This is a genomic window from Bradyrhizobium sp. UFLA01-814, from assembly GCF_046718885.1.
GTDB lineage: Bacteria > Pseudomonadota > Alphaproteobacteria > Rhizobiales > Xanthobacteraceae > Bradyrhizobium > Bradyrhizobium elkanii.
In genome coordinates, this window is record NZ_JAQOSR010000165.1 from 1 (window position 1) to 19494 (window position 19494).

The window sequence follows — 19494 nt, forward strand, 5'->3', positions numbered from 1 at the left end:
CGATGGCCGCCGGCAGCGGGGCGTTGTCCTGCACGGGCGGTGCGGCCGGCTCCAAGGGCTTGATCTCGACCGGCTTGATCTCGACCGGCTCAGCCGGCTTGGCGTCCACCGGCTCGCTGGCCAGTTCCTTTGGCGGCTCGACCCGGCGCGGCGCCAGCATCGCCTCCTCGAAGGGCGACGGCTCGATGGCATGGCCCTTGTCGGACGGCAGCGCCGCCACCGGCGTCTGCCACTGGAAGGCGTCGAGCCGGCCGGTGACCGGCGAGACCGGGCGCCAGCGATCCGAGACATAGCCGTCGGCGGTCCAGACCGGATCGTGCAGCGCGCGCACCGCGCGCAAGGTCCAGGCCCGCGCCCGGCCGCTGTCGCCATGCTCGGTGCGCTCGATCTCGGCCATCAACAGCGCGACGCGCTGGGTCGGCGCCGCGATGAACGGCTCGAGCGCCGCACGCGCCTTGGCGAACTCGGCCGCGTCGATCGCGGCGCGCGCGATCGCCAGCGCGCCCTCGATATGTCCAGGTGTTTTCGCCGCCAGCGTCTCGACCCGCACCAGGCGTTGCCGCGCGGAATCGCCGAGCCGCACATGCGAATAGGCGTCGGCGAGATCGGGATGCGGCTGCGCCAGCCACGCGGTCTCGACGATGCGCATCGCGCGGCGCACCTGATGCGCCTCGCTCTCGAACTTCGCTGCGAGCACGGCAGCCGGAATCAGCGTCGGCGCCAGCTTGACCGCGTCCATCGCGCTCGAGCGCGACAAGTCGCGATCGACGGTCTCGAACTCCAGCGCACGCGCGGTCAGCAGCACGCCGCGCTGCCGCCGATAGGTCGCCTTGTCGATCAATCCGGCGCTCTGGTTGTTGTCGATGATCGACAGCGCGCCGGCCCAATCGCCCTTGGCGCAGCAGAAGCCGAGCACCGCATGCGAGGCCCATGACGACGACGGCGACATTTTCAGCGCTTCCTCGGCGATCATCACGGCCGCCACCGGATCGTCGGCGCGCTGCGCCTCGATGAACAGACCGCGCAATCCAAGCAGCCGCGTATCCTCGCGCTCGGCCATGGCGCGGAAGGCGCGCTGCGCGCCGTCGCGATCGCCGTCGAGCTGCGCCGATTGCGCGTGCAACAGCAGCGCCAGCGGATCGTTTGCGGCGTGGCGCCGCGCCACTTCGGCATGCGCGCGGGCGCCTGCGGAATCGCCATGCCCGATCGCGAGCAGGCCTTGCGTGATGGCGTGGCGGCCGCGGGCGTGACGCCGCTCGCGCCGGCCACGGCGGATGTGCCCGGGAATCTTCCAGAGCCCGCGCAGGATCACGCCGGCGATCATCGCAGCGACGACGACGAGGCCGAGCAGGTACATCGGCTGCTTGGACGTCAGCCGCAAGCCGCCCCAATTCAGCACGAGATCGCCGGGCTGATCGGCCATCCAGGCCGCACCCGCTGCAGCGAGCGCGATCAGCAGCAGGAACAGAATGATCCGGATCATCAAAGACCTATTGCAAAGACTTACTGGTTGACCGTGGCGAGCGCCGCCATGGCGTTGTCGGCAAATTTACGCGACGCGTCGAGCGCGGCGCGGCGCGCGTCCACCTTGGCGAGCCAGGCTTGCGCCGCCGTGCGATCCGCCGGCGGCAGCGACTTCAATTCACGCTCGGTCAATGCGAGGTCATTATGCAGGGCGGCCGATGTCACGCGCGCGACGATGCTGCCACGATCGGTCCCCGTACCGTCGGTCCGCTCGATCTGGATCAGCGTGGAAGCACCGGCCTTCAGACGATCGACCAGCCCGGCGCTGGCCGCCGCAGCTTCCGGCGGAGACGGCGCCAGTTTCGGCACGATCTCGATCAGCTCGCGGCACAGCGCGTTCGGGTTCGGCACGCCCGACCTCGCGAACGTCTCGAGCGGCTTCAACACCTCGGCATCATCCGACAGCGCCTTCGCGGCCTCGAGCGCGGAGGCATAGGGATCGCCGTGACGCACCGCGACGTCGAGCAGTGATGCCGCGACGACGCGGCGCAGCGGCACATCGTCGGCCTTCGCCTCGGCCTTGGTGTCCGCGATCTTGCCGTCCTGCCTGGCGATCGCGGCGCCCTGCGCCTTCACTGCGTTCTCGACCTTGTCGATACGCGCCGTGATGCCAGAGATATCAGGCGCAGCCGCGCCATCGCGCGGCGCGGCCTTCGCGTCATTGGCCGCCGCCGCAAGCTTGTCGGATTGCGCCCGCGTCGCGGCGAGCTCGGTGCGCAGTGCGGCGATCGATTTGTCGAGCGCCTCCAGCCGCGCCGTCGCCGCGGGATCGGCGGCCGGCGCGACCGGCCTGCCGGCTTTCGATTCCAGCGCACTCAGGCGCGTGCCGAGTTGGTCGATGGCGGCATTGGGTTGCGGCGCCGGGACCGGCTGCACGACGGGCCAGCCGAGCAGCCAGCCGACCCCGATCACCAGCGCCGCGGCGACCGCGCCTGATACCGGCGCCACCACCCAGGGCGACACTGGCCGCGCCGGTTCGGCGTCCGGCGCCGCGGAGGCGGTCTCGGGCTGCGGCTCCGCTTGCGGTGCGGCGCCGCCTTGGGGCTCGGCCCCAGACGTCGCCGCGTCCGCGGACGCCTTGCCGGCATCCTGGTCGGCCTCCTTGGCGGCTTCCTTGGCGGCTTCCTCGGCCCCCTCCGTCTTCGACGGTTCGCTGGAGATTTCGGTCGCCTGAAGATCGATGGTCGGCGGCGCGCGCTTGGGCCGGGAATCCGGCGAAGATCCTGGGTCGTCTGGCCTTTCTTCAGCCATCGCGGGGGTCCTCAAAACTACTGGCCGCATACTCTACCAGAATCGGCCCAGGTTCTTAGAGCACGATCCGAATAACCGAGCATTGCCTAACATCATGGTCAAACGAAAGAATTATTCCGGTCACGGCCGCAGGGTGCGGCCGAGCGCCTCCAGCAGGGCGTTTTCGTCCGGCCGCGCCGCCACCACCACATTGGTCGCGCCGGCGTCATGGAGCACCGCGGCGACGGCCGCCGAGATGCAGCATTGCGGCAAGGCGAGCGCCGAAATCTCGATCCCGTCGGCGCGTACCGTGTCCAGAAAGGCCTGTGCGCTGCGGCGGGAATAGTGCAGCACCGCGGTGATCCGGTTCGCCATGAAGGCGTCGCTGACCTCCCTCGGGAAGCCGGCCACCGGCGCCATCCGGTAGGTGGTGTGGGTGACGACGCTGAGCCCGCGCTCGCCGAGCTCGCCCGCGAGATCGCGCGACAGGTCGGCGCCGGCGAGATAGAGCAGCGTCGCTGATGCGTCGAGTTCGCCGGCCTTGACCCGTGCCAGCACGAGATTGCGCAGCGAGACTGCATCGCCCTTCGCCACGATCACCTTGTCGAAGCCCGCGGCGCGCGCCGCATCGGCGGTGTGCGCGCCGACCGCAAACAGCGGCAGCCGCAACAACGGGCTGGCAGCGAGGTCGACCGCGCGCAGCGCATTGGCGCTGGTCAGGATGACGGCATCATAATCCGCATCGTCGTCGCCGCGGAACGGCACCGGCTCGAAGCGCAGCACCGGTGCCGACAGGGCGTCAAAGCCGCGCTGGCGCAGCGTCGCGAGTGTTGCGTCATTGTCCGGATGCGGTCGTGTGACAAGGATTGTCAGGGTTTCAGGCCTCCAGCCGTATAAATTGGACGTTGGCGACCGATTGCACTTTAAGACCTCGCAATGCTACCCCGGAGCGGACGTTTTGATGAGCATCATCTTGCCGGAAACCGGTTCCGGCCTGTCCGGATCATGCTCGTAGCACAAGGACCGAAATTGGGACACGAACCGCCGATGCTGGTGCTGGGGATCGAGACCACCTGCGATGAAACCGCGGCCGCCGTGGTCGAGCGCCAGGCTGACGGGCAGGCGAAAATCCTCTCCAACGTGGTGCGCTCGCAGACCGACGAGCACGCCCGCTTCGGCGGCGTGGTGCCGGAGATCGCGGCGCGCGCCCACGTCGACCTGCTCGACGGCATCGTCGCCTCCGCCATGAAGGAGGCCGGCGTTGGCTACCGACAATTGTCGGCGGTCGCCGCAGCCGCCGGACCCGGCCTGATCGGCGGCGTGATCGTCGGTCTCACCACCGCGAAGGCGATCGCGATGGTGCACGATACGCCGCTGATCGCGGTGAACCATCTCGAGGCGCACGCGCTGACGCCGCGGCTGACCTGCGCGCTGGCGTTCCCCTATTGCCTGTTCCTTGCCTCGGGTGGACACACCCAGATCGTCGCCGTGGTCGGCGTCGGTGAATATGTGCGGCTCGGCACCACGGTCGACGACGCGATGGGCGAGGCGTTCGACAAGGTGGCGAAGATGCTGTCGCTGCCCTATCCCGGCGGGCCGGAGGTCGAGCGCGCGGCCGCCGGCGGCGACTCGACGCGGTTTGCCTTTCCACGCCCGATGCTCGGTCGCCCCGATGCGAATTTCTCGCTCTCGGGATTGAAGACGGCGGTGCGCAATGAAGCCAGCCGGCTGGAGCCGCTCGAGCCGCAGGACGTCAGCGACCTCTGCGCGAGTTTCCAGGCCGCGGTGCTGGAATCGACCGCGGACCGCTTGAGCGTCGGTCTAAAATTGTTTCAGGAGCGGTTCGGCACGCCGCGCGCGCTGGTCGCGGCCGGGGGCGTCGCCGCCAACCATGCGATCCGCAGCGCGCTGCAGGAGGTTGCGGCGACGGCGCAGACGACGCTGATCATCCCGCCGCCGGCGCTCTGCACCGACAATGGCGCGATGATCGCATGGGCCGGTGCCGAGCGGATGGCGCTTGGCCTCACCGACACGATGGAGGCGCCGCCGCGCGCGCGCTGGCTGCTCGACGCCAATGCCAAGGCGCCGGCCGGCTACGCCAACAGCCGCGCCGGATATTGAACAATGTACGACGGAGCGCGCATCAGGCACCGTCGCACCTCGCCCCGCTCGCGGGGAGAGGTCGGATTGCGCAGCAATCCGGGTGAGGGGGTACCGGTCTCAACACTCGGTGCGCTCGCGGATAAAGCCCCTCACCTCAACCCTCTCCCCGCAAGAGCGGGGAGAGGGAGCGAAGACAGGCCCGCCTGATGCCCGCGCATATGTCAGTCAGCGTGATCGGTGCCGGCGCCTGGGGCACGGCATTGGCCGATGTCGCGGCGCGCGCCGGGCGCAAGGTGACGCTGTATGCGCGCAACGCCGAGCATGCCGCGCAGATCCAGGCGACGCGGGTCAATCCGCGGCTGGCTGGTGTCCAGCTTCATCCCGGCATCGCTGTTACGTCGGATATCGCCGCCGCGGCACACGCCGACATCATCCTGGCCGTGACACCGGCGCAGCATTTGCGCGCGGCGGTTGGGCATCTTGCGCCGCATCTCAAGCCCGACACGCCTGTCGTCGCCTGCGCCAAGGGCATCGAGCACGGCACGCATAAATTCATGACCGAGGTGATCGCGGAAGCCGCGCCGCGCGCCGTGCCCGCGATCCTGTCGGGGCCGAGCTTTGCCGACGACGTCGCACGCGGATTGCCGACCGCCGTAACGCTGGCCACCAGGGACGAAGCGCTGGCACGGGCGCTGGTCCAGGCGCTCGGCTCGGCGACGTTCCGGCCCTATCACACCACCGACGTGCGCGGCGTCGAGATCGGCGGCGCGGCCAAGAACGTGCTGGCGATCGCCGCCGGCATCGTGGTCGGCAAAAATCTCGGCGCCTCCGCGCTCGCCGCGCTGACGACACGCGGCTTCAGCGAGCTCGCAAGATTGGGCCGCGCCTGCGGCGCCCGCGCCGAAACACTCTCAGGCCTGTCGGGATTGGGCGATCTCCTGCTCAGCTGCTCGACCGCGCAATCGCGCAATTTCGCGCTCGGCCTCGCGCTCGGGCGCGGCGAAGCCGCACCGATCGGCAAGCTCGCCGAAGGCGCGTTCACCGCACCGGTGCTGTGCGAGCTCGCCGCCGCGCAAAAGGTCGACATGCCGGTGTCAAACGCGGTCGCCGCGATCCTGAGCGACCGGCTGACTGTTGACGCCGCGATCGAAGGCCTGCTGACGCGGCCGTTCAAGGCGGAGTAACGCACGTCACGGTCGCGCGTGGCGGAGCTTCACCATCGGCACACATCGTAATAGCGTGGCGGCGAACCGTCGGATCCCGGTCCAACAAATCGAAAAACGGATCCCAAGGGAAAACCCATGCGTCAACCGCATCGCGCCATCCTTTCGATCAGCCTTCTCTCGATCAGCCTCGCCGTCGCCCTCACCGCCTCATCCACTATCGCCCACGCCCAGACCGCAACCTCCTACGACGAACTTGCCAAGAGCGAGGCCGCCGCCAATGCCGACAACGGCAAGCGGGTCGCGCCGCTCAAATCGATCGGCAATCCAACCGCCGACGTGTCTGCCGAGATGCAGGCAATGATCGGCGCGCCCTATCCGCCGCATTTCAATGCCGATCCCAAAACCCCAGCGGAATGGAAGGAGTTGATCGATCGCCGCGCCAAGCTTCTGATCGCGGGTGTTCCGGCGCTGAAGGCGAAGCTCGGCGTCAAGGTCGAGGAAACCAGGCTTGCCGGCGTGCACTGCTACATCGTCACCCCGAACAAGATCGCGCTCGAGAACAGGCGACGCCTGCTGATCCACGTCCATGGCGGCGGTTACGTGTTCGGCCCCGGCGAAGCCGCGTTGCCGGAAGCCATCATGATGGCGGGCTTTGGCGGCTTCAAGGTCCTCTCGGTCGACTACCGGATGCCGCCGGACTTCCCCTATCCGGCCGCGATGGACGACGCGATGGCGGTGTGGAAGGAAGTTCTGAAATCGCACGAACACCGCCGGCTGGCGATCTTCGGCACGTCGACGGGCGGGGCGATGACGCTTGCGATGGTATTGCGGGCGAAGGACGAGAGGCTGCCGCTGCCCGCCGCCATCGCGCCGGGCACGCCCTGGTCCGATATCGACAAGATCGGCGACAGCTACGCGAGCAATGAGTGGGTCGACAATGTGCTGGTGACGCGGGACGGATGGCTCGGCCGCGCAGCCAAGCTTTATGCAAACGGCACCAGCCTGAAGAATCCCTACATTTCGCCGATCTATGGTGACTTCAAGGGCTTCCCGCCGACCATCCTGACCTCGGGCACGCGCGATCTGTTCCTCAGCAACACGGTTCGCACGCATCGCAAGTTGCGCCGCGCCGGCGTGATCGCCGATCTCAATGTCTATGAGGGGCAGTCCCACGCCCAATACCAGTTCAACGCCGACGCGCCCGAGACGAAGGAGGCGTTCACCGACATCGCCAAGTTCTTCGATCGATATTTGAAACAGTAGGTGCTGCGCTTCTTGATTTGACGCGTTTTCTTCACGCGAACCGGCATCCACTTCGCTTGAAAACGCTCTGGATCGGGTGCCCGCGCTTGTCGCGGGCATCCGCGTCGCTGTAGATTGCAGCGCAATCGAACGGGGTGAGTTGCGATGAATTACTGGCTGGTGAAATCCGAACCGTCGGTCTGGTCATGGGACCATCAGGTCGCCAAGGGCACGAAGGGCGAAGCCTGGACCGGCGTGCGCAACTTCACGGCACGGCAGAATCTCGTCAACATGAAGAAGGGCGACAAGGCGTTCTTCTATCATTCCAACGAGGGCAAGGAGATCGTCGGCATCGCCGAGATCATCAAGGAAGCCTATCCCGATCCGACCGACAAGACCGGCAAGTTCGTCTGCGTCGACATCAAGGCCGACAAGCCGCTGAAGACACCGGTGACGATGGCCGCGATCAAGGCCGACAAGAAGCTCGCCGACATGGCGCTGGTGAAATATTCGCGGCTTTCGGTGCAGCCGGTGACATCAGAGGAATGGAAGTACGTCTGCAAGATGGGCGGGCTGTAGCGTTCCGACCAAACTTTGTCGTCGTCCCTGCGAAAGCAGGGACCCATAACCACAGGCGAGCATTGTCGGAGCGCGCTGCGGCTCCAGCTCGTTTCCGCAATCAATATTTGGGGTAATGGGTCCCGGCCTTCGCCGGGACGACAGGGGTTGCGGGACCTACGCCCCCGCCGCCATCACCACCTGCGCCAGCAATTGCTCGCGCTTGGACTGGGTGCGGTAGCCTCCCATCGTCGCGGCGAAGCGTTCGAGGATGCCGTCCTCGAATGCGGTGACGATGGTGTCGTGGACATAGCTCTTGCGGCAGATCGCCGGCGTGTTGGACAGCTGGTCGGCGGCGGCGCGGATCGCATCCAGCACCTGGCGCTTGCGGCCACGCTGGCTGGTGGCCGGCGTGATCCGCGACAGCGATTCCACGACGACGGCCGACGCCATCAGGGTGCGGAAATCCTTCAGCGAGATCTTGATGCCGGCGATCTCGCGCAGGAACGCGTTGACCGCCGTGGTCGAGGCGGCCCGCACCACGCCGGAGCGGTCGTAATACTGAAACATGCGCTTGCCCGGGACACCGCGCAGGATGCCGATCGCACGCACCAGCTTGGCCGCGTCGCATTCCTTGCGCACGGCCTTGCCGCCCTTGGCCTTGAAGGTCAGCACCAGGGAGTCGTCTTCCAGCGTGACGTTGGACTTCAAAAGCGTGGTGGCGCCGCGGGTGCCGTTGAGACGCGCATAGGATTCGTTGCCGGGCCGGATCGCGGTGCGCGCGATCAGCTCGATCACCGCCGACAGCGCGAACTCGCGGGTCGGCTCGTCCCCGGACAGAAACGCCGAGACCTTGCGCCGGATCTTCGGCAGCGCGGCCACCAGCTTGGCCAGGCGATGCGCCTTGCGCTGCTCGCGAACCTTCTCCCAGTCGGCGTGATAACGATACTGCAGCCGGCCCGCGGCATCGCGGCCGACCGCCTGCAGATGCGAGCTCGGGTCGCTGGAATAGCGCACCTGGCGATAGGCCGGCGGAACGGCCATAGCGTGCAGCCGGCGGATCGTGCGCGCGTCGCGGACCCGCGAGCCATTGGCACGGACGAATGAATAGGTCTTGCCGCGCTTGATGCGGCGGATGGTCAATTCGTTCTGGTCGCCGAGCCGCAGGCCCAGATCGCGCGCCAGTTCTTCAACCGTCGTTCTGATGGCGGCGGGGGCGTCGAGTTTGAGTGTTGACAGCGATCGCAGCTTTGCGCGTGGCGTCTGCTTTGGCCACTGGCCCAGTGCCTTTGCCAGGGCGACGGCGGGATCGGCGGAAACGGGCCGCACAGCCGCGATATTCTGCTGATCCATCATTATTCTCGCAAGACGCCTTGTTCCGCTGTTCTCCCGGTAATGCCGTTGCTTCGGGCTTCGTTCCGGTGGGCCATCCGGCCTCGGTTTGGCGATTTAGGGCGTCGGAGCCGACATTGCGAGTCGCGAATCAGTTATTGACGGTGTCAAATTACCTTTCATGGGTGCCATTCGCCCGCTAACGTTGATTTTGGACTGCCCGGGATCGGACAAAATGACGCGAGCGCGGTGCCGAAAGCCGGCGTTTGAACACCGCCCTGGGTCCACCGCGGTCCCCAGATCAGGTCAGCGACCTTGCCCTTTCGCGCGCTGCTCTCGCTGGGCACGTGGCTTGAGTTCTGCAGCCACGGGCCGGTCCAACCGCTGGCCACAACCAAGGACTACGCGGTCACGAACGTGTTGACGTCGGTCGTCGCGACGGCGTCCGACAATTCGTTCAATTGTGCCTGAAGCCGTCCATCAAAATCGGCGTCAGCGTATCGTCATCGTGCGCGGCACCGCCGCGGTGGCAGCGAACGGCGCAGAGAACGACACCACTACGACCAAGAGACCAGTGACCCCGAGCACGCGATGGCGCATAGGTTTCTCTCGTCGATGCGTTGCGGTAAGCCGTCTTGTCAAAAGCGGAAGCCGGCGGACTATCCGACGGCTTCCACGCGACGAAAGTGACAGTCCTTTTTCCTTGCCGGGCCGGAATGCGGCAACGCATAATCGCGGCAATGATCAAGACGGCTTGCCGTCGCGTCGTTCGCGATCGGCAATGAGTGGAGGAAAATGATGTCCGAGAAGATCTATGACGTGTCGGCCGACTGGGCCAAGCGCGCCTATATCGATGACGCCAAATATCGCGAGATGTACGCGCGCTCGGTCAAGGACCCGAACGGCTTCTGGGCCGAGCACGGCAAGCGGATCGACTGGATCAAGCCCTTCACCAAGGTCGAGAACGTCTCCTTCGCACCGGGCAACATCTCGATCAAATGGTTCGAGGATGGCGTGCTGAACGTCGCCTGGAACTGCATCGACCGCCATCTCGACAAGCGCGGCGACCAGACCGCGATCATCTGGGAGGGCGACGATCCCTCCGAATCCAAGCACATCACCTACCGCCAGCTGCACGACGAAGTCTGCAAGATGGCCAACATCCTGCGCACGCGGAACGTCAAGAAGGGCGATCGCGTCACGATCTACCTGCCGATGATTCCGGAAGCGGCCTACGCCATGCTGGCCTGCGCGCGGATCGGCGCCATCCACTCGGTGGTGTTCGGCGGTTTCTCGCCGGACAGCCTCGCCCAGCGCATCAAGGACTGCGATTCGAAGGTGGTGATCACCGCCGACGAGGGCCTGCGCGGCGGCAGGAAAGTGCCGCTGAAGGCCAATGTCGATGCCGCCATCGCCAAGATCGACTCTAAGGATTCCGGCGGCGTCGATTGGGTCGTGGTGGTGAAGCGCACCGGCGGCAAGATCGACATGAACCCGACCCGCGACCTCTGGTATCACGAGGCCGCCGCCATGGTGACGACGGAATGCCCGGCCGAGCATATGCACGCCGAAGACCCGCTGTTCATCCTCTACACCTCGGGTTCGACCGGAACGCCGAAGGGCGTACTGCACACCTCGGCTGGCTATCTCGTGTTCGCGTCGATGACGCATCAATACGTGTTCGACTATCACGACGGCGACATCTACTGGTGCACCGCCGACGTCGGCTGGGTCACCGGCCACAGCTACATCCTCTACGGGCCGCTCTGTAACGGCGCGACCACGCTGATGTTCGAGGGCGTGCCGAACTATCCGGACAATTCGCGCTTCTGGAACGTGGTCGACAAGCACAAGGTCAACATCTTCTACACCGCACCGACCGCGATCCGCGCGCTGATGCAGGGCGGCGACGAGCCGGTGAAGAAGACCTCGCGCAAATCGCTGCGCCTGCTCGGCTCGGTCGGCGAGCCGATCAATCCGGAAGCCTGGGAGTGGTATTACCGCGTGGTCGGCGACGACCGCTGCCCGATCGTCGACACCTGGTGGCAGACCGAGACCGGCGGCATCCTGATCACGCCGCTGCCCGGCGCAACCAAGCTGAAGCCCGGTTCGGCGACACGGCCGTTCTTTGGCGTGGTGCCGGAGATCGTCGATGCCGACGGCAAGACGCTGGACGGCGAGACCTCGGGCAATCTCTGCCTGGCCAAGTCATGGCCGGGCCAGATGCGCACGGTCTATGGCGACCATGCGCGGTTCGAGCAGACCTATTTCTCGACCTACAAGAACAAGTATTTCACCGGCGACGGCTGCCGTCGCGATGCCGACGGCTATTACTGGATCACCGGCCGCGTCGACGACGTCATCAACGTCTCCGGCCACCGCATGGGCACCGCCGAGGTCGAGAGCTCGCTGGTCGCGCATGAGGCGGTGTCGGAAGCCGCCGTCGTCGGCTACCCGCACGACATCAAGGGCCAGGGCATCTATGCCTATGTCACGCTGATGAAGGGCACCGAGCCGACCGAGGCGCTGCGCAAGGAGCTGGTGGCCTGGGTCCGCAAGGACATCGGCCCGATCGCCTCGCCGGACCTGATCCAGTTCGCGCCCGGCTTGCCCAAGACGCGCTCCGGCAAGATCATGCGCCGCATCCTGCGCAAGATCGCCGAGGACGAGCCGTCGAGTCTCGGCGACACCTCGACCCTGGCCGATCCGGCCGTCGTCGACGACCTCGTGCAGAACCGCCAGAACAAGAAGGGCGCGCCGGCGTAAGGCCGGCAGCAGCAAAACCAGGAAACCGAGGAAGGGCCGCGCGCGATCACCGCCGCGGCCCTTCCCTTTTCCTGCAACGGGCCGCTTCACGGGATTGTCAGAGGCATGGCGCGATTGAGGCGCGTTTGTGGCCAAGTGTTGTTTTCAGGTCATTTACTTTAATCCGAACTTTTCCTTTTCTCCCCGCCATCAGGACGTGTCTCGCGGCCGGTGTGAAACCACCCGGTTAACACACGCGGTTAATCTTGCGTGCGTGAGACCGGCAGGCCCGGTTTTTCAAGGGCTCTGCATCTTCGTTTTTGGCTTCCGTACGGGAGCTGTTGGGAAGTGGAGAGGTTGATGTCGATGAAGTTTGCGGTGGCGCTGGCTGCCACAGCTGCTGTTACCCTTGGTGCTGTTGTTTTGACGTCGCAGGCGGCCGAAGCCCGGCCGGAAATGGTGGGAATACACGCCGACAACTATGAGCCAGGCACCATCGTGGTGAAGACCAACGAACGGCGGCTCTACCTCATTCTCGATTCCGGCCACGCGATGCGTTACCCGGTCGGCGTCGGCAAGTCCGGCAAGCAGTGGGCCGGCACCACGAAGATCGACGGCAAATATCGCAACCCGGCCTGGTCGCCGCCCGCCGAGGTCAAGCGCGACAAGCCGAGCATCCCGAACGTGATCGCCGGCGGCTCGCCGCATAACCCGATGGGCGTCGCTGCGATGACGCTGGCCGGCGGCGAGTATGCGATCCACGGCACCAACGTGCCGGGCTCGGTCGGCGGCTTCGTCTCCTACGGCTGCATCCGCATGCTGAACACGGACATCACCGACCTCTATTCGCGCGTCGAGATCGGCACGACGGTCGTCGTCACCCGCTGATCGCGTCCAGTGTTTCGCCTGAAGAAGAGCCGCGCATCTGCGCGGCTTTTTGTTTGCGGAAGCTGCCGGATGTGATCGCTAGTGCCTGAAGCATGAGGAGATCAGGTTAAGCTGGATCGGCATTGGAGGTTCACCTCTCCCTTGGGAGAGGTCGATTTGCGCAGCAAATCGGGTGAGGGGTTACGGTCTATCGAGAGAGCAAAAGCCCTCACCCGGATCGCACTGGACGATGCTTCGCATCGCCAGGCGCAATCCGACCTCTCCCCGACGGGGAGAGGTGAATCGAAACCGCCACAAGCCGATTCAACCAATCTCATCTCGCCTAGCGCGCGAAATATCCGCACCAGCCGAAGCGGTGCCCGCCATTGTAGGCGCGGGCATGGCCGGCGGCGAGCAGCGCGGCCGAGACGTTGTCGGTCTTCCTGGTCGCGACGTCGGCGACGACGCGGCCCTGATATTTATCGGGACCGACATTGTAGATCGCGACTTCGCCCTGGCCGAGCAGGTCGCGCAGCGCCACCGTCGCCGCTTGCGCCATTTGCAGTTCGCGCGCGCAGGATGCCTTCAGCTCCGGCGCGTCGATGCCGCGCAGCCGGACACGCGTGTACAGATCCGGGCCCGGCGAGAAATGCACCCGCGCCTCGAACGTGTCGCCGTCGATCGTCCTGATCACATCAACGTTGTGCCTGATGTCGGGCGCGCCGGCCCGCTGCCAGATCACGTCGGTGTCGCGAGACCTGCCGAGCGACCAGGTCGGCGGCAGATGCACCCATTGGCGGATCGGCAATGTGCTGCCGACGGCAATGCCGAGCACGAACACCCATGGCAGGGCCGCCGAGACGCGGCGGCCCCAAGGGGTCCGGCGGAAAGGCGGACGCCCCGTCCCACGATAAGCATTTATTCTTTCGTATGGGGACATATTCCCAGACTGACCTGAGTCGAGCCGTCAGGCAAGACTCTCAGAAGTCCGAGGCGATGCCCTTGGTCTCCCAATCGCCGTAGCGCGTCGGTTCCGGCCCCTTCGGGCCCTGGAATTCCTTCGGCCGCGCGGCCACGTTCTGCGCGGCGGCCTCCTCGGCAGCCTTGCGCCGCGCCGCGGCCTCGGCGAGCGCGCGTTGCGCGGCCGGCGTCAGCGGCTTGCGGAGCGCGGCCTCCGGCGGCGCTGACGATAGCGATTTATCAGACATGGCAAAACCTTCCGACCGCGCGTTGCGTATCTCTGTCCTGGCTCAGTGACGACATCACGATCACAAAATCCCGCAAGGCGATTCTTACATTTGGCATATTCGCATGCCAGAGGTGGTCTCGAGTTGATGGGCATGAGCCGAATGTAACTCAGCACCTTCGAGATATCTCCGCTTCATGCCTCCTTCAAGATTTGCAGTACCTGCCGAAGTCCCCGGCCTCGCGGCCCGCCGTATCGCGGCCGACATCCTCGATGGCGTGCTGCACAAGCACCGCACGCTCGACGACCAGCTCGACGGCGCCGGCGCACATCCCGGCCTGAAATCGCTGGCCGATCGCGACCGCGCGCTGATGCGCCGGCTGGTGTCAACCATCCTGCGCAAGCTCGGCACGCTCGGCCACGTGCTGTCGCGCCTGCTCGACCGCGGCGTCCCGACCGATGCACCGCGCGCGCAGAGCGCGCTCCTGATCGGCGCGGCACAGATTCTCTGGATGGACGTGCCTGACCATGCCGCGGTCGATCTTTCGGTGCGGCTGGTGCAATCCGACCGGCGCGCCGCGAAATATGCCGGGCTCGTCAACGCCGTGCTGCGCCGCTGCGCGCGCGAGGGCCAGGGGTTGATCGACGAGATCGGCACGCAGACGCTCGACCTGCCGCAATGGATGCTGGCGCGCTGGAATACGCATTACGGCGAAGCCACCGCGCGCGACATGGCGCTGGCGCTCGGCCACGAGCCGTCGCTCGATCTCACGGTGAAGTCCGACGCGCCGCAATGGGCGAGCCGCCTGCACGGCGAGATACTGCCGACGGGAACCGTGCGCACGCTGCTGCAGGGTTCCGTCACGATGCTGCCGGGCTTTGCCGAAGGCCAGTGGTGGGTGCAGGACGCCGCCGCCGCGCTGCCGGCGCGGCTGTTCGGCGACATCAAGGACAAGGCGGTCGCGGATCTCTGCGCCGCGCCCGGCGGCAAGACCGCCCAGCTCGCGCTGGCCGGCGCGCATGTCACCGCGGTCGACCGCTCGCCGGCGCGGGTTGCGCGGCTGCGTGACAATCTCACGCGGTTGGAGTTGCAGGCCGAGACGGTCGTCGCCGACGCCGCCGAATGGCCGGCGGAAGCCGCGAGCTTCGACGGTATTCTGGTCGATGCACCCTGTACCTCGACGGGAACCATCCGCCGCCATCCCGACGTCGCCTGGCTGCGGCAGGAGGGTGACATCGCCGCGTTGTCGGCGCTGCAGAAGCGGCTGTTGCAAAAAGCCGCCAATCTGCTGAAGCCCGGCGGCACCCTGGTCTACTGCACCTGCTCGCTGGAGCCGGAGGAAGGCGAGCACGCGATTGCCGCGCTGCTGGCGAGCGAATCAGGCCTGCGCCGTGCACCGATCGAGACAAGCGAGGTCGCCGGCCTCGACGACATCATCACCGCCGACGGCGATTTGCGCACTTTGCCGAGCCATTTGCCCAATGCCGACCCGCGGCTCGGCGGGCTGGACGGCTTTTACGCGGCCCGGCTGGTTAAATCCTGATTTTAAACTTCAGTCTTCTAAGCTCGACGTGATTCGTGCGGTATCAAGAGGGTGTCCTGGTAGGCGTCCTGGTAGGCGTCTTGGCAGGTGTCTTGGCAGGTGTCTTGGCAGGTGTCTTGGCCGCGTTTCCGGATTAAATAAGGATTCGTTGAAAATTCCCTCCCCGCAAGGTTAGGCGTGTCGGTCGCTCAAAGCAGACGCATCTCGACGCTGATTGCTGGCCGCTTTGCCCGCAGCATGATCGCGCGCGCCAGCGGGAGCACGGTTGCGCTGACGCGGCTCTGGCCCGGCCGCACCGACCGGCTGATCATCGCCCCGCACGACCTGCGGACCGCCGACGCCACCCGCGCGGCCGAGATCTATGCCGGACGATTCGTTTTCGCCGGCAAGATCGTCACCTGCCACGGCCGCTCGATCTTCGATCTCGAGCCGCCGTCGGAGGATTGGGAAGCCGCCCTGCTCGGCTTCGGCTGGCTGCGCCATCTGCGCGCCGCCGACACCGCGCTGACCCGCGCCAACGCCCGCTCGCTGGTCGACGACTGGATCTCCAACCAGGCCCGCAAGCGGCCGCTGGAGCGCCGCGCCGATGTGCGCGCGCGGCGGGTGATCTCGCTGTTGTCGCAGGCGCCATTGGTGCTCGGCGACACCGACGGAAAATTCTACCGCAAATATCTGCGCGGGCTGGCGCGCGAGATCCGCTATCTGCGCCACGCGACGCTCGACAATGACGGCGTGCCGCGCCTGCAGGTCTTGATCGCGCTGTGCTACGCCTCGCTCTGTCTCGCCAACCAGGCGCGCAACATCAAATCGGCGACGCGCAAACTGTCCGACGAATTGCAGCGCCAGATCCTGCCCGATGGCGGCCACATCTCGCGCAATCCCGGCGCGCTGGTCGAATTGCTCAGCGATCTCCTGCCGCTGCGGCAGACCTTTGCCGCACGGAACATCGCGCCGCCGCCGGCGCTGCTCAACGCCATCGACCGCATGATGCCGATGCTGCGCTTCTTCCGGCACGGCGACGGCAGCTTCGCGCTGTTCAACGGCATGAGCACCGCGCCGTCCGATCTCGTCGCGACGCTGCTCGCCTATGACGACACCCGCGGCGTGCCGATGGCGAGCATGCCGCATACCGGCTTCCAGCGGCTCGATGCCGGCAGCACCGCGTTGATCATCGACACCGGCCCGCCGCCGCCGGCAAGCGTCAGCCAGGACGCGCATGCCGGCTGCCTGTCGTTCGAGCTCTCTTCCGGGGTGAGCCGCATCGTCGTCAATTGCGGCATGCCGAGCACCGGCCGCGACAACTGGCGGCCGTTCGCGCGCTCCACCGCGGCGCATTCGACGCTGACCTATCGCGACACCTCGTCGTGCCAGTTCGTCGAGCTGTCGGCGATGAAGCGGCTGCTGCGCGGCGCGCCGATCACCAGCGGCCCGAGCAATGTCGAGAGCTACCGCGAAGCCGTTCCCGACGGCGACGTGCTCACCGCCTCGCATGACGGCTATCTCTCGCGCTTCGGCGTGATCCACCGCCGCGTGCTGATGGTCGCGCAGGACGGCACGCGGCTCGAGGGCGAGGATTCGCTGTCGCCGGCGCCGGGCGGCCGCATCAAGGGCAGCGAGGCCGATTTCGCGCTGCGCTTCCATTTGCACCCTTCGGTGAAGGCGAGCCGGCTGTCGGATGCCCGCGGCGTGATGCTGGTGCTGCCCAACCGCGACGTCTGGACCTTCGAGGCGATGGACGACAAGGTCGATCTCGAGGACAGCGTGTTCCTGGCCGGCAATGACGGCCCCCGCCGCACCTCCCAGATCGTGATCCGGCAGGACGCGAGGCAGGCCGGCACCATCCGCTGGAGCTTCATGCGCTCCTCGACCTCGGCCTCCGCCACCACCGCGCGCCGCAACGCCCGCCGCGAGCCGGAACTGCCGCTGTAGGGCGACTGACCCTCGACCCGTCACCCTGAGGAGCCGCGAAGCGGCGTCTCGAAGGGTCGACGGCCACCAGCCGGGCCGTGCATCCTTCGAGACGCGCTGCGCGCTCCTCAGGATGACGGTGATAGATTCCCGGGAATCGAGCTCGGAGACCGGTTTCGTGCCGCACAAAACCATGCTACCCGGCTGCCTTAACAGCCAGGGATTTTCCGATATGACCGAGCAGCTTCGCCGCGTGACCCGCGCTCTGTTGTCCGTTTCCGACAAGACCGGACTGATCGATTTCGCCAAGGCGCTGGCCGACCATGGCGTCGAGCTGGTCTCGACCGGCGGCACCGCCAAGGCGATCGCGGCGGCCGGGCTGAAGGTCAGGGACGTCTCCGAGCTCACCGGCTTCCCCGAGATGATGGATGGCCGGGTCAAGACGCTACACCCGAAGGTCCATGGCGGCCTGCTCGCGATCCGCGACAACAAGGAACACGCCGCGGCGATGGCCTCGCACGGCATCGCGCCGATCGATCTCTTGGTCGTCAATCTCTATCCGTTCGAGGCCACGGTCGACAAAGGCGCCGGCTTCGAGGAGTGCATCGAGAACATCGACATCGGCGGCCCCGCGATGATCCGCGCCGCGGCGAAGAACCATGACGACGTCGCCGTGGTGGTCGAGGCGAACGACTATTCTGCTGTGCTCGACGAGCTCGCCGCGCACAAGGGCGCGACCTCGCTTCAGTTGCGCCGCCGGCTCGCCGCCAAGGCCTATGCACGCACCGCGGCCTATGACGCCGCGATCTCGAACTGGTTTGCCGTGCAGCTCGACACCAAGGCGCCGGACTTCCGCGCCTTCGGCGGCCGGCTGATCCAGTCGCTGCGCTATGGCGAGAACCCGCACCAGACCGCGGCGTTCTATGCCACGCCGGAGAAGCGGCCGGGCGTTGCGACCGCACGCCAGCTGCAGGGCAAGGAACTGTCCTACAACAACATCAACGACACCGACGCGGCCTATGAATGCGTCGGCGAATTCGATCCGCAGCGCACCGCGGCCTGCGTGATCGTCAAGCACGCCAATCCCTGCGGCGTTGCCGAGGGCCCCGATCTCGCCACCGCCTATGCCCGTGCGCTGGCCTGCGACTCCACCTCGGCCTATGGCGGCATCATCGCGGTCAACCGCACGCTCGATGCGGACGCCGCGCGCGCCATCATCGGCATCTTCACCGAGGTGATCATCGCACCCGACGCAACCGAGGAGGCGATCTCGATCATCGCCGGCCGGCGCAATCTGCGCCTGCTGCTCGCCGGCGGCCTGCCGAACGCGCGTGCTGTCGGTCTCACCGCCAAGACCGTCGCCGGCGGCCTCCTGGTGCAGAGCCGCGACAATGCCGTGGTCGAGGACATGAACCTGAAGGTCGCGACCAAGCGCGCGCCGACCGACGCCGAGCTGCGCGATCTCAAATTCGCCTTCCGCGTCGCCAAGCATGTCAAGTCGAACACCATCATCTACGCCAAGGATCTCGCCACCGTCGGCATCGGCGCCGGCCAGATGAGCCGGGTCGATTCCGCGCGCATCGCCGCGCGCAAGGCGCTGGATGCGGCGGCCGAGCTGAAGCTCGCCGAGCCGCTGACCAAGGGTTCGGTGGTCGCCTCCGACGCGTTCTTCCCGTTCGCCGACGGCATGCTGGCCTGCATCGAGGCCGGCGCCACCGCGGTGATCCAGCCCGGCGGCTCGATGCGCGACGACGAGGTGATCAAGGCCGCCGACGAGCACGGCATCGCGATGGTGTTCACGGGCGTGCGGCATTTCCGGCATTGAGTGCGACTGTAGCCGGATGGAGCGTAGCGAAATCCGGGACGGTTTCTCCGCGGACCAAAGACCCCGGATTGCGCTCCGCTCCATCTGGGCTACGAAACTGTCGTCCCTGCGAAAGCAGGGACCCATAACCACCAATCTTGCTTGGTGAGGGACAACTAGCCCCAGCGCGCCTTCGATGGATCACGCGGTATGGGTCCCTGTGTCTTGGAAGTCTGTCAGGATGAGGGTGGGCGGGAAGCCGTTGGGTCCTTGGCGCTTGACGCC

15 protein-coding genes are annotated in these 19494 nt (G+C 66.5%); 9 read left to right on the forward strand and 6 right to left on the reverse strand.

The window, feature by feature from the left end:
- From PMN64_RS34710 to PMN64_RS34720, 3 genes are all read right to left on the reverse strand, one after another.
- Positions 1 to 1483: heme biosynthesis protein HemY (locus PMN64_RS34710; protein WP_411783969.1), on the reverse strand; the 1483-nt coding region annotated here is incomplete at its 3' end.
- A gap of 20 nt (positions 1484 to 1503) precedes the next feature.
- Positions 1504 to 2775 (reverse strand): hypothetical protein, encoded by a 1272-nt coding sequence (locus PMN64_RS34715; protein ID WP_411783970.1) that lies wholly within the window; start codon positions 2773 to 2775, stop codon positions 1504 to 1506.
- Positions 2776 to 2895: 120 nt separating this feature from the next.
- Complete coding sequence (locus tag PMN64_RS34720) at positions 2896 to 3627, reverse strand: uroporphyrinogen-III synthase (protein ID WP_411783982.1); 732 nt, start codon at positions 3625 to 3627, stop codon at positions 2896 to 2898.
- 174 nt (positions 3628 to 3801) lie between these two features.
- On the opposite strand from PMN64_RS34720, the gene tsaD reads away from it, so the two are divergent.
- The 4 genes from tsaD to PMN64_RS34740 all read left to right on the forward strand — a co-directional run bounded on the left by tsaD (position 3802) and on the right by PMN64_RS34740 (position 7844).
- Positions 3802 to 4875: a tRNA (adenosine(37)-N6)-threonylcarbamoyltransferase complex transferase subunit TsaD gene (tsaD, locus tag PMN64_RS34725; RefSeq protein WP_411783983.1), complete on the forward strand. Its 1074-nt coding sequence runs from the start codon at positions 3802 to 3804 to the stop codon at positions 4873 to 4875.
- 188 nt (positions 4876 to 5063) lie between these two features.
- Positions 5064 to 6041: an NAD(P)H-dependent glycerol-3-phosphate dehydrogenase gene (locus PMN64_RS34730; protein ID WP_411783971.1), complete on the forward strand. Its 978-nt coding sequence runs from the start codon at positions 5064 to 5066 to the stop codon at positions 6039 to 6041.
- 117 nt (positions 6042 to 6158) lie between these two features.
- Positions 6159 to 7286, forward strand: a complete 1128-nt coding sequence (locus tag PMN64_RS34735) for an alpha/beta hydrolase (RefSeq protein ID WP_411783972.1) — start codon at positions 6159 to 6161, stop codon at positions 7284 to 7286.
- 144 nt (positions 7287 to 7430) lie between these two features.
- Positions 7431 to 7844, forward strand: a complete 414-nt coding sequence (locus PMN64_RS34740) for an EVE domain-containing protein (RefSeq protein WP_411783973.1) — start codon at positions 7431 to 7433, stop codon at positions 7842 to 7844.
- Positions 7845 to 8000: 156 nt separating this feature from the next.
- Here PMN64_RS34740 and PMN64_RS34745 read toward each other — a convergent pair whose 3' ends face one another.
- Positions 8001 to 9179, reverse strand: a complete 1179-nt coding sequence (locus tag PMN64_RS34745; protein ID WP_411783974.1) for a DNA topoisomerase IB — start codon at positions 9177 to 9179, stop codon at positions 8001 to 8003.
- A gap of 774 nt (positions 9180 to 9953) precedes the next feature.
- Here PMN64_RS34745 and acs point away from each other — a divergent pair.
- A complete protein-coding gene (acs, locus tag PMN64_RS34750) occupies positions 9954 to 11921 on the forward strand; it encodes an acetate--CoA ligase (protein WP_411783975.1) in 1968 nt (655 codons plus the stop codon).
- A 339-nt stretch (positions 11922 to 12260) separates the two neighbouring features.
- Positions 12261 to 12788: a L,D-transpeptidase gene (locus PMN64_RS34755; protein WP_028342054.1), complete on the forward strand. Its 528-nt coding sequence runs from the start codon at positions 12261 to 12263 to the stop codon at positions 12786 to 12788.
- A 322-nt stretch (positions 12789 to 13110) separates the two neighbouring features.
- Here the strand turns inward: PMN64_RS34755 and PMN64_RS34760 are convergent, their stop codons facing one another.
- Positions 13111 to 13707: a thermonuclease family protein gene (locus PMN64_RS34760; RefSeq protein WP_411783977.1), complete on the reverse strand. Its 597-nt coding sequence runs from the start codon at positions 13705 to 13707 to the stop codon at positions 13111 to 13113.
- A gap of 40 nt (positions 13708 to 13747) precedes the next feature.
- Positions 13748 to 13975: a DUF1674 domain-containing protein gene (locus tag PMN64_RS34765; RefSeq protein WP_411783978.1), complete on the reverse strand. Its 228-nt coding sequence runs from the start codon at positions 13973 to 13975 to the stop codon at positions 13748 to 13750.
- A gap of 175 nt (positions 13976 to 14150) precedes the next feature.
- Between PMN64_RS34765 and PMN64_RS34770 the strand changes: the two genes are divergently transcribed.
- The 3 genes from PMN64_RS34770 (at position 14151) to purH (ending at position 19230) form a co-directional block, all read left to right on the forward strand.
- Positions 14151 to 15497 (forward strand): RsmB/NOP family class I SAM-dependent RNA methyltransferase, encoded by a 1347-nt coding sequence (locus tag PMN64_RS34770; RefSeq protein ID WP_411783979.1) that lies wholly within the window; start codon positions 14151 to 14153, stop codon positions 15495 to 15497.
- A gap of 177 nt (positions 15498 to 15674) precedes the next feature.
- Positions 15675 to 17426 carry a heparinase II/III family protein gene (locus PMN64_RS34775; RefSeq protein WP_411783980.1) on the forward strand — a complete coding sequence of 584 codons (1752 nt, stop codon included), beginning with the start codon at positions 15675 to 15677 and terminating at the stop codon, positions 17424 to 17426.
- A 211-nt stretch (positions 17427 to 17637) separates the two neighbouring features.
- Positions 17638 to 19230: a bifunctional phosphoribosylaminoimidazolecarboxamide formyltransferase/IMP cyclohydrolase gene (gene purH / locus PMN64_RS34780; RefSeq protein ID WP_411783981.1), complete on the forward strand. Its 1593-nt coding sequence runs from the start codon at positions 17638 to 17640 to the stop codon at positions 19228 to 19230.
- Positions 19231 to 19494: the final 264 nt, after the last annotated feature.